Below are 11,314 nucleotides of genomic sequence, written 5' to 3'. Positions count from 1 at the left end.
ATAAGAGACAGGGCTGCGGGTCATCGGCGCGCTGCTGGCCGTCCTCGTGGTGGCCTTCGGCGCGGTCACCGCATGGCAGATCACCGACCGCGCCGCCGCCGCCGACAACGTGGTCAACCGCAGTGAGCCGCTGAGTTCCCGGGCCGCCGACATCTACCGCTCACTCGCCGACGCGGACACCACCGCCGCCGGCGGGTTCCTCGCCGGCCGGCAGGATCCGGCGGACGCGCGGACGCGCTACGACGCCGACATCAAAATCGCCTCCCAATACATCGCGGAGGCCGCCGCCGCCTCGGAGGGCTCCGACCAGGCGAAGGCCCAGATCGAGAAGCTCAACGAGCAACTGCCGGTCTACACCGGCTATGTCGAGCGGGCCCGGGCCAACAACCGCCTGGGATACCCCGTCGGCGGCGCCTGGCTGCGCCTGGCGAACACCACGATGACCCAGGAGATCCTGCCCGCCGCCAAGGAGCTCTACCGGATAGAGACCGCCCGGCTCGGCGCGGACTACGCGGACGCCAAGGCCCTGCCCTGGGCCGCCTGGGGTCTCGGCGTCCTGGCCCTCGGCGCCCTGGTCTGGGCCCAGCGCCGCAGCTACCGGCGGACGAACCGGGTCTTCAACCAGGGCCTGGTGGCCGGTTCGGCCGCGACCGCCGTGGTCCTGATGTGGCTGGTGGTCGGGCACAGCCTGGCCCGCGTCCAGCTCAACGACTCGTACCAGAACGGCGCCAGGTCGCTCCAGGTGCTCAACACGGCCCGCATCGAGTCGCTGCAGGCGCGGGCCAACGAGAATCTGACCCTCGTGGCGCGCGGCAGCGGCGCGTCCTACAACGACGCGTACCGGGCCGAGTTGCAGGACCTCGCGGGCCAGGGCGCGGACGGGAAGACCGGCCTGCTGGCCCAGGCGCTGTCGATAGCCGACGACGCCAAGGGCAGGGATACCGTCAAGACGGCCATGAAGGCCGCCCAGGCGTGGTGGGCTCTGAACGGCACGGCCCGCAAGGACGACGACTCCGGCGAATACCAGGACGCCCTGGCCCGGACGATCGGCGGCAACCTCAAGTCCGGCAAGAAGGCGACGGAGTACACGGCCCAGTGTTTCGACGCCGTCGATACGAATCTCGCGACGGCCGTCGCCCACGAGCACACGGCGTTCCAGCGGTCCGCCAACGACGGGCGCGGGGCACTGGGCGGACTGGCGGCGGGGGCCGCGCTGCTCGCGGTGCTCGGCGCGGCGGGCGCGGCCCTCGGTATCGGGCGCCGGCTGTCGGAGTACCGGTGAGCAGCGGAGGGAGGAAGTCGATGCTGTGGAGCGGGAGACGGAAGCTACGAGGCTGGGGCGGGGTGGCCGGGATGGCCGCCGCGTGCGCGCTGGCGGTCTCCGCCACCGCGCTGCCTCTGCACGACCGGGCGGACACGGTGGCCGGGCGGGACACCCCGCTGAGGACCCAGGACAAGCAGGTCTCGGCCACCGACACCAGCTGCGGCGACCACCCGGAGGCCAGCCTCACGCCCTCCACCGCGAGCGGCCCGGCCGTCGACCGGATCAGGAAGGCGGGCAAGCTGGTCGTCGGCGTCGACCAGAACAGCTACCGCTGGGGCTATCGTGACGCGGCCAGCGGCAACATCGTCGGATTCGACATCGACCTGGTCAAGGCCATCGCCAAGGGCATCCTCGGCAACGAGAACGCGGTGCAGTACAAGACCGTCCCGACCAGCAAGCGGTTCGAGGCGATCAGAAAGCACCAGGTGGACATGGTGGTGCGCACCGTCACCATCAACTGCGAGCGCATAACCAAGGAGAAGATCGCCTTCTCCACCGCCTACTTCCAGGCCGGGCAGCAGTTGCTCGTGCCGCGCCAGGGCTCCACCATCAAGGATTTCGACAACACTCTGAAGGGGAAGAACGTCTGCACGGCGAAGACCTCGACCGGCGAGACCAAGCTGGAGGAGCAACCGCACGGATCGCACATCGTCCGCGTCGACAACCAGCTGGACTGCCTGGTGCTGCTCCAACTGGGCGAAGTCGACGCCGTATTCACCGACAACGCACTGGCCGCCGGACAGGCCGCCCAGGACCCTGCCGTCCACCTGGTCGGCAAGCCCGTCACCACGGAGTACTACGGCGTAGCCATGAACTCCGGCGACACGGACCTGGTGCGCCGGGTCAACCAGGTCCTCGAGAACTACCGCAGTGGCGGCACCAACAGCCAGTGGGAGCAGGCGTACCGTACCTGGCTGAAGGCCGAGCTTCCCGGCATCGACGGACCACCCGCGCCGCTTTACAAGAACGGATAGACCACAGGTACCAGAGGGGCCAGAAGGACCGGCGCACGACGAGACGACACGGAGAGAAGGTGCGATGGCGGTCGCGGGACCATCCGGACCGGCGCTGAGCCGCGAGGAGGTGGACCGTGCGCTCGCACGGCTCGGCGAGGAGCACGAGGCGATCGAGTCGTCCCTCTTCGCACTCCAGGACCACTCGGGCCGCAGGCTCCTGGAGGGCGCCGAACTGACCGGTGCCACCAAGGACCGGTGGGCCGAGACCGAGCAGGCCATCACCCTGCTCTGGGCGCACTTCGAGGCGTACACCGACGCCCTGAACACCGCCCGCGCGCTGCGCGGCCGCCGCCGCTGGCCCACCCAGACCGAGCTGAACGAGCTGACCGAGCTGCTGCGCGGCTCCGGCGTCACCGTGGCCGGCGGCACCGTCCCGGACGCCGCGCGCACGCTCACCGGGCCGGCCCGGCTCAGCGAACGGCTCAGCCTGGAACAGCTGCTGGAGCGGATGAACGACTGGTACAGCCAGGCGATGGAGATGGTCGCCGCCGCCGACGCCGTGTGGTCCGCACTGCCCGCCCGCATAGACCTGCTCGCCGCCGAGGCCCAGCGGGTGCGCTCGCTCGCCCACTCCGTCGGGGTGCGCCCGGGTGCCCATCCGGCCGGCGACGATCTGGAGGAGCTGCTGCACGGGCTCACCGACCTCAGATCGCAGGTGGTCACCGACCCGCTCTCGTTCCTCGCCGGCGGCCGCCCCGACACCTCCCGCTACGACCGCTCCGGCATGGCCCTGGAGGACATACGCCGGGAGGTCGAGGCGGTCCTGCATGTGCGCGACGACGCCGACCACCGGCTGATGCGGCTGCGCGACGTGCTGTCCCGGGCCGACCGCACCCTCACCGAGGCACGCAGCGCGCGGGGCGAGGTGCTGGCCAAGATCGCGGCCTCCGAGGTCCCCGCGGTCAGCGGCGCACCCGCCGCGCTCCACGAGCAGTTGGCCGCCGCCGCCGAATACCGCCGTACGGGCCAGTGGCACCGTCTCTCGCCGCTGCTCGACAGCCTCGAGGAGAGCGCCGACGAGGAACTGCTGCGCGCCCGCGACTCGCTGACCGCAGTCACCGCGCCGCTGGCCGTCCGCGCCGAGCTGCGCGGACGCCTCGACGCCTACCGGGCGAAGGTCTCCCGGCACGGCATGGCGGAGGACCTGCTGCTCGTCGAACGGTACGACCAGGCCCGGCGGCTGCTGTGGAGCGCGCCCTGCGACCTGCGTGCCGCCGAGCACGCCGTGCTGCGCTACCAACAGGCCGTCGCCGAGGCCGTGGTGCCACGGCAGGCGGGGCCTGTCGATCACAAGGGGGATGGACGATGAAGTGCCAGCGGCCGGGCTGCACCGGCACCATCGAGGACGTCGGCAGCGGCGACCTGTACTGCGACACCTGCGGACTCGCTCCGGTACCGGAGCCCGCGGGTGCCGGCGGCGGCTCAGGGCGGTCCGGCTCCGGTCGCTCCGGCTCGGTCGCGGGCAGCCGCTCCGGGTCCTCGGGCGCTTCGCGCGCCTCGCGCCGCTCGGTGTCCGGCCGGCTGTCGCGTTCGCTGAGCGGCAGCACGACCGGCCGCTCGGTGTCCGTGCGAAGCTCCAGCAGCAGCGGCCCCACCCGCGGCAAGCTCGGCGCCGGACTGGTGACCGTGCCGCCGATCCCCAAGCCCGACCCGGCCGCCGCCGTGCTCAAGGACCCCCAGGTCCCGGAGCGCAAGCGCTACTGCAGCAAGGGCGAGTGCGGGGCGCCGGTGGGCCGTTCGCGCGGTGACCGGCCCGGCCGGACCGAGGGCTTCTGCACCAAGTGCGGCCACCCGTACAGCTTTACGCCCAAGCTGCGGGCCGGCGATGTGGTGCACGGGCAGTACGAGGTCTCGGGCTGCCTCGCGCACGGCGGCCTCGGCTGGATCTACCTGGCCATCGACCACGCGGTCAGCGACCGCTGGGTGGTCCTCAAGGGCCTGCTCGACACCGGTGACGAGGACGCGCTGGCCGCGGCCCTGTCCGAGCGGCGGTTCCTCGCGGAGATCGTGCACCCCAACATCGTCCGGATCATCAACTTCGTCGAGCATCTCGACCACAGCACCGGATCCCTCGACGGCTACATCGTCATGGAGTACGTCGCCGGCAAGTCGCTCAAGGAGATCGCCAACGAGCGCCGCACCCCGGACGGCAAGCGCGAACCGCTGCCGGTCGACCAGGCCATCGCGTACGCCCTCGAAGCCCTGGACGCGCTCGGCTATCTGCACAGCCGCAATCTGCTCTACTGCGACTTCAAGGTCGACAACGCCATCCAGACCGAGGACCGGCTCGAGCTCATCGACATGGGCGCGGTCCGCCGGATGACCGACCACGACAGCGCGATCTACGGCACCCCCGGCTACCAGGCACCCGAGATCGCCGAGCTCGGCCCGTCCGTCGCCTCCGACCTGTACACGGTCGCGCGGACGCTCGCCGTCCTCACCTTCGACTTCCAGGGCTATCAGAACGTCTTCGCGGACAGCCTCCCCGACCCGGACAACATCGAGGTCTTCTCGACGTACGAGTCCTTCTACCGGCTGCTGGTCCGGGCCACCGACCCGGACCCGGGCAAGCGCTTCTCCTCCGCGCAGGAGATGTCGGACCAGCTGCTGGGCGTGCTGCGCGAGGTGGTCGCCCTGCAGACCGGCCGGCCCCGGCCCGCGATGTCGACCCTGTTCGGGCCGGAGCTGCGGGTCGTGGACACGGAGCTGGTGTATCCGCTGGCGGGGGACGCGTCGGTGCTCGGCGGCGCGGACCGCAGGCTCCAGCGCGAGCTGCGCCGCAAGGCGGCAGGCCGCGCGAGCGGTACGTACGCTGCGAACGCTGCGACCGGCTCGAACGGCGACCCGGCGGCACTCCTCGCCGAGCACGTCGCCGCGCTCAGCCCCGGCGGCGCCCCGGGCCCGGGCCCGGCGCCCGCTCAACTGCCCTCCGGGCGGCCCGGGTACAGCCCGACGGTGCCCGGCACGCGGTACACCGTCCCGGCGCAGGCGGGGCCACCGGCCGCCGAGGCCGGCAGCGTGGCGGCGGGCGGTCATCCCTCCGTCGCCCGGTTGGACGTCCTGGGGTCCGTGCTCGCCCTGCCCGTGCCGCTGGTGGACGCCGCCGACCCCAACGCGGGGTTCCTGGCGGGCCTGGCGGCCGTCGCCCCCGGCGAGCTGGTCACGGCGTTGCAGGCGGCGCCCGTCGACTCCGTCGAGAAGCGGCTGCGGGATCTGCGGGCCCGCCTCGAACTGCACGACGCCGAGGGCGCGCAGCGCGTCCTGCGGTCGCTGGCCGACGACGACCTCGACGACTGGCGGGTGGTGTGGCACCGCGGCCTGACCGCGCTGTCCACCGGCGACCACGAGACGGCCGCACTCTCCTTCGACGCGGTCTACGACGCCTTCCCCGGCGAGTCCGCCCCCAAGCTCGCGCTGGGCATCTGCGCCGAGATCCTGGGCCAGTTGGACAACGCTGCCGAGTACTACCGGCTCGTGTGGACCACCGACCAGAGCTATGTGAGCGCCGCTTTCGGACTGGCCCGGGTGCGGCTGGCGGGCGGCGACCGCGTGGGCGCCGTACAGGCCCTGGAGTCGGTGCCGGAGTCGTCCATCCACTTCACGGCGGCCCGGGTCGCGGCGATACGCGCCCGGCTGCGTGAACGCTCGTCGCAGGAACAGCTGCTCGCCGACCTGCTGGCCTCGGCCACGCAGGTCGAGGCACTGCAACGCCTCGGCATCGACACGGACCTGCGCGAGCGGCTGACGACAGAGGTGCTGGGCAGCGCGCTGGACTGGGTGCTGGCCGGCCGGCAGGGCGCGCCCTCGGCCTCGGCGGGCTCGACGCCGAACCTGCTGGGCTCCCCGCTGGACGAGCGGGGGCTGCGCTTCGGGCTGGAGCGCTCGTACCGGGTGCTGGCCCGGCTCGCCCAGCAGGGCAGCACAAGGATCGAACTGGTGGAACGCGCCAACCGCTTCCGCCCCCGGACATGGGTGTGAACGCGATGCCGCAACTGACGGTGTGCCCCGAGTGCGCCGAACCGCTCGACCCCGACGACAGTTTCTGCGGCGCGTGCGGCGCCCACCTCCAGACCACCGCGGCCGAGGACGGCTACGAACTGGCGCCGCCGGCGCCCCTGCCTTCCCCGGCTTCCCCGGCCTCCCCGGCCGTGGGAAGCGACACGCCGACCTTCGGGGTCGGCTCCGTACAACTGCCGCAGTCGAAGATCACCGACCCCCGCGAGGAGCCCCCCGAGGTGGAGTCCCCCCAGGCGGCCTGCGTGGCCTGCGGGGTCGGCCGGGTCGACGGCGACGGATACTGCGAGCACTGCGGGCACGCCCAGCCCCGGCCCCGTGACCATCAGGAGCAGGAGCTCGAGGGCGTGGCGGCGGTCAGCGACCGGGGGCTGCGGCACCATCGCAACGAGGACGCCTTCGCGCTGTCCGCGACCTCGCTGCCGGACGGCACCCCGGCTGTGGTGGCGGTGGTGTGCGACGGCGTCTCGTCCGCGTACCGCCCCGACGACGCCTCCGCAGCGGCCGCCGCGACCGCCAACGAATCCCTGCTCGACGCCCTGGAGCACGGCGCCGCCCCCGAGGACGCCATGCGCGACGCCCTTCTCACCGCCGCCCAGGCCGTCACCGACCTCGCCGACGAGGACGGCGGCGCCGGCGGCGGAGGCCCGCACCACAACTCCCCCGCCTGCACCTGCGTCAGCGCCATCACCTCCGGCAAGACCTTCACCGTCGGCTGGATCGGCGACAGCCGCGCCTACTGGATTCCCGACGACCGCTCGGCCCTCGCCGCCCGCCTCACCGAGGACGACTCGTGGGCGGCCCGCATGGTGGCGATGCGGCTGATGACCGAGGCCGAGGCGTACGCGGACGACCGCGCCCACGCCATCACCGGCTGGCTCGGCGCGGACGCGGTCGAACTCGACCCGCACACGGCTTCCTTCGAGCCGGACGGGCCGGGTGTAGTGGTGGTGTGCACCGACGGCCTGTGGAACTACGCGGAGTCCGCCACCGAGCTCGCGTCGGCGGTCCCCGAGGACGCCCGCGCCCGCCCGCTGCACTGCGCACAGGCACTCGTCGGGATGGCCCTGGACGGCGGCGGCCACGACAACATCACGGTCGCCGTCATGCCCTTTCCCGTACCGCAGCCCTGAACCGCAGCCCGTAACGCAGCCCTGACCCACAGCCCTGAACTGCACTGGTCTGAACAGCGTCTTAAAGCCGAGGAGCGCAAGCGATGGCCAACTTCTCCAAGTCGAACGTGCCGCAGTTCTCCGTCGATATCTACCAGAACGAGTACCTTCCGGAGGGCGGCCGCGAGGTCAACGCCATCGTCACCGTGACCTCCACCGGCGGCGGCACCACCGGCGGGCTGCCGCTGCCGACCCGCCCCCAGCCTTCGGCCGGGGGGACCCCCATCTCGCTTCGCTCGGCCGGCGAGGTCCCCAGGACGGCGCCGGCCGGGCCCGCCGCGGCCGTGGTCATCATGGTCGACTGCTCCGGGTCGATGGACTACCCGCCGACCAAGATGCGCAACGCCCGCGACGCCACCGCCGCCGCCGTCGACACCCTCCGCGACGGCGTCGCCTTCGCCGTCGTCGCCGGCACCCATGTGGCCCGCGAGATCTACCCGGCCGGCGGCGCCCTGGCCATCGCCGACTCCTCGACCCGCAACCAGGCCAAGCAGGCCCTGCGCAAGCTCACCCCCAACGGCGGCACCGCCATCGGCACCTGGCTCACGCTCGCCGACCGGCTGCTGGCCACCGCCGACGTGTCCATACGCCACGGCATCCTGCTCACCGACGGCCGCAACGAGCACGAAAAGCCCGAGGAGCTCAAGGCCGCCCTCGACTCCTGCGCCGGCCGCTTCACCTGCGACGCGCGCGGCGTCGGTACCGACTGGGAGGTCAAGGAGCTCACCGGCATCGCCTCGGCGCTGCTCGGCTCCGTCGACATCGTCGCCGACCCCGCCGGCCTGGCGGCGGACTTCCGGCAGATGATGGAGACCGCCATGGGCAAGGAGGTGGCCGACGTCTCCCTGCGGCTGTGGACCCCGCAGGGCGCCGAGATCGGTTACGTCAAGCAGGTCGCTCCCACCGTCGAGGACCTCACCTCACGGCGTACGGAAGCCGGTCCCCGGGCCGGCGACTACCCCACCGGCTCCTGGGGCGACGAGTCCCGCGACTACCACATCTCCGTCCGGGTGCCGGCGGCCGGCGTCGGCCAGGAGATGCTGGCGGCGCGCGTCTCGCTCGTACTCCCGCAGCCCGACGGCACTCCGCACGTGCTCGGGCAGGGCCTCGTACGGGCCGTGTGGACGGACGACATGGCCGCCTCGACCCGTATCAATCCCCAGGTCGCGCACTACACCGGCCAGGCCGAGCTGGCCCAGGTCATCCAGCAGGGCCTGGAGGCGCGCAAGCAGGGCGACCGGGACTCCGCCACCGCCAAGCTGGGCCGCGCGGTTCAGCTGGCCAGCGCCTCGGGCAACGAGGACACCGCGAAGCTGCTGGCCAAGGTGGTCGACGTCGTCGACGCGGCGACGGGTACTGTGCGGCTGAAGGCCAGGGTCGCCGACGCGGACGAAATGACCCTGGAAACGCGGTCCACGAAAACCGTACGCGTCAAGAAATAACGCGCGCGACACTGAGAGGGACGGAGGGGGATGAGCGATATGTCGACTTGCCCGAACGGTCACCAGTCCGGAACCGACGACTGGTGCGAGGTGTGCGGCCACCGCATGTCCGCGCCCGCCTCGTACCCCGCCGCGCCGCCGCCCCCTCCCCCGCCGTACTCCGGGGGCTACACGTCCGGCTACGACCCCGACGCGACCTCGGCCGCCGAGCCCTGCCCCAACTGCGGCACCCCGCGCGAGGGCATCGCCCAGTTCTGCGAGGAGTGCCGCTACAACTTCGTCACCCACGCCGGCACCACCTTCGTCCCGCCCTCCCCGCCGCCGCAGTTCCCCCCGTACCAGCGCTACGAGACCGAGCGCTCCCGTCCCTCGCAGATGAACCGCCCCGCCGAGCCCATCGCCCCCGAGTCCTTCACCTCCGGCTCCGGCGACTTCCTCCTCCCGCCGCCCGAGGCCCCCGCCGCCCCGGGCACCTGGACCGCCGTCGTCGCCGCCGACCGCGACTACTACTCCGCGATGATGGCCCGCAGCGGCCCCGACGCCCAGGGCCTCTACTTCCCCTCGTACTCCCCCGAGTTGCGTCTCCCCCTCAGCGGCGACCAGCTCACCATCGGCCGCCGCCGCCACTCCACGGGCGAATCCCCCGACCTCGACCTCTCCCGCGCCCCCGAGGACCCCGGCGTCTCCCACAAGCACGCCGTCCTCGTCCGCCAGCCCGACGGCACCTGGTCCGTCGTCGACCAGGACTCCACCAACGGCACCACCCTCAACGACGCCGACGATCCCCTCGACCCCTACGTCCCCGTCCCCCTGAAGGACGGCGACCGCGTCCATGTCGGCGCATGGACGACGATCACCATCGTCCGGGACTGAGGATCCGGCGTCAGACCCCCGGCAGCTCCCAGGCGTTCGGGCCGTCCGGGTGGTCGAGCCAGGTCCACTGGTGGTCGCCGTGGACGGTCATGCCGAAGCGGTCGCGGGATGGGCGCCCCTCGCGGTCCCAGAGGGCGTGTGCCTCCTCCACCAGGGCCCAGAGGTCGCGAGGGCCGGCGAGGAGGACGGTGCCGGAGCGGTCGGCGCGGGCGGCGGAGCCGTCGGGGGCGGTGATGGCGGCGCCACGGCCGCCGAAGGCCCAGCGGATCTGGAGTTCACCGGCGAGGAGGGTGAGCAGGAAGCGGAAGAGCTCGCTGTCGAGAACCTGGGGCGGGGTGGTGGTGGAGCGTACGCGTTCCTCGGGGCCGATGGCCTCGGGGGCGGGGTGGGCGGCCGCACCCGTGCCGCGCAGCGAGACGAAGTAGGCCGGGGCGGGCAGGAAGCACCCCTGCGCGTGGTGGTCGCCGGTGACCCGCAGGGCGATCAGCCCGCCGCCGAAGGGGGCCAGCACCAGGCCGCCGGGCCGGCACTGGCGCAGCCACTCGGGCGGGACGAAGGGCAGCTCGCAGGTCGCGATGATCCGGTCGTACGGTGCGCCGTGGGCCCAGCCCAGGGAGCCGTCGCCGGTGACGACGTTGACGGCGGCGAAGCCGGCGGCGGCCAGGTGGGAACGGGCCGCCTCCGTGATGGCGGTTTCGAGGTCGACGGTGGTGACGGCGTCGTCGCCGAGGCGGTGCGCGAGCAGGGCGGCGTTGAAGCCGGTGCCAGCGCCGATCTCCAGCACCGTGTGCCCCTCCAGCACCTGCAGTGCCTCCAGCATCGCGGCCATCAGCGACGGCTGGCTGCTGGACGAGAGCAGCTCACCGCCCCGGATGTGGGTGACCAGCGGCACGTCCGCGTACGCCCCCGCGAGCCAGCGGGCGCGGGCCCGAGGATCCGGGGCGTCCGCCGAGAGCCGCGAGAAGCCGCCGCCGGCCGGCCGGGGCCGGTAGTAGACCGGGACGAAGACATGGCGCGGCACCTCCGCGAAGGCCGCCCGCCAGTCCGGATCCCCGAGGCCTCCTGCGGTGACGACGCGGCGTACGAGCCGGGCCCGCAGCGGGACGGCGGCTTCGGCGTACGGATCGCCGGGCTCGACATCGGTCATACCCCCACTGTGCGCCGCCGGAGGCGCCCGGTCCTAGACCGGCCCTGGCACCGGTCCTAGGTCCCTGTCTGACACATAGCGCCGGCCGCCCGGAGGGCGGGCCCCGCGGCGTCTGGTGCGTGTGATCGCAAGGCGGAGGATCACCCTCGTAGTGGGCTACTCGGGCGACTCCGACAACGCAGCGAGCGCGCGTGCCAGGCGTCGCGGGGCAGGCGGGATTTGTCAGACAGGGCCTAGGCCCAATGCCGGTGACTTAGGTGGCTTTGCCTCGTTGTCTTTCGTATGGCGAGGGTGGGGCAGGTCAGGGCGCCTGCGGGTGAGCGGTT

At 72.7% G+C, this 11,314-nt stretch carries 8 protein-coding genes; 7 read left to right on the top strand and 1 reads right to left on the bottom strand.

Translation table 11 applies throughout. The features are described from left to right. Positions 1-49: 49 nt before the first annotated feature. From ACFXJ5_RS40600 to ACFXJ5_RS40570, 7 genes are all read left to right on the top strand, one after another. Complete coding sequence (locus tag ACFXJ5_RS40600) at positions 50-1,282, top strand: hypothetical protein (RefSeq protein ID WP_384643375.1); 1,233 nt, start codon at positions 50-52, stop codon at positions 1,280-1,282. A gap of 20 nt (positions 1,283-1,302) precedes the next feature. Then, a complete protein-coding gene (locus ACFXJ5_RS40595) occupies positions 1,303-2,298 on the top strand; it encodes a glutamate ABC transporter substrate-binding protein (protein ID WP_384643372.1) in 996 nt (331 codons plus the stop codon). A 64-nt stretch (positions 2,299-2,362) separates the two neighbouring features. After that, positions 2,363-3,649, top strand: coding sequence for a hypothetical protein (locus ACFXJ5_RS40590; protein WP_384643369.1), 1,287 nt, complete (start codon positions 2,363-2,365; stop codon positions 3,647-3,649). Next, complete coding sequence (locus tag ACFXJ5_RS40585; RefSeq protein ID WP_384643366.1) at positions 3,646-6,318, top strand: tetratricopeptide repeat protein; 2,673 nt, start codon at positions 3,646-3,648, stop codon at positions 6,316-6,318. The genes ACFXJ5_RS40590 and ACFXJ5_RS40585 overlap by 4 nt, the downstream gene beginning before the upstream one ends. Continuing rightward, positions 6,309-7,487, top strand: a complete 1,179-nt coding sequence (locus tag ACFXJ5_RS40580; protein WP_384643363.1) for a protein phosphatase 2C domain-containing protein — start codon at positions 6,309-6,311, stop codon at positions 7,485-7,487. The genes ACFXJ5_RS40585 and ACFXJ5_RS40580 overlap by 10 nt, the downstream gene beginning before the upstream one ends. Positions 7,488-7,570: 83 nt before the next feature. After that, on the top strand, positions 7,571-8,968 hold the full coding sequence (locus tag ACFXJ5_RS40575; RefSeq protein ID WP_384643361.1) for a VWA domain-containing protein: 1,398 nt from the start codon (positions 7,571-7,573) through the stop codon (positions 8,966-8,968). Positions 8,969-9,007: 39 nt separating this feature from the next. Continuing rightward, positions 9,008-9,841 (top strand): FHA domain-containing protein, encoded by an 834-nt coding sequence (locus ACFXJ5_RS40570; RefSeq protein WP_384643377.1) that lies wholly within the window; start codon positions 9,008-9,010, stop codon positions 9,839-9,841. Positions 9,842-9,851: 10 nt separating this feature from the next. On the opposite strand, the gene ACFXJ5_RS40565 is transcribed toward ACFXJ5_RS40570, so the two are convergent. Next, positions 9,852-10,988: a methyltransferase domain-containing protein gene (locus ACFXJ5_RS40565; protein ID WP_384643358.1), complete on the bottom strand. Its 1,137-nt coding sequence runs from the start codon at positions 10,986-10,988 to the stop codon at positions 9,852-9,854. Positions 10,989-11,314: the final 326 nt, after the last annotated feature.

The organism is Streptomyces sp. NPDC059373 (genome assembly GCF_042751495.1).
Lineage (GTDB): Bacteria > Actinomycetota > Actinomycetes > Streptomycetales > Streptomycetaceae > Actinacidiphila.
This window is presented reverse-complemented; position numbering and strand designations above follow the sequence as displayed.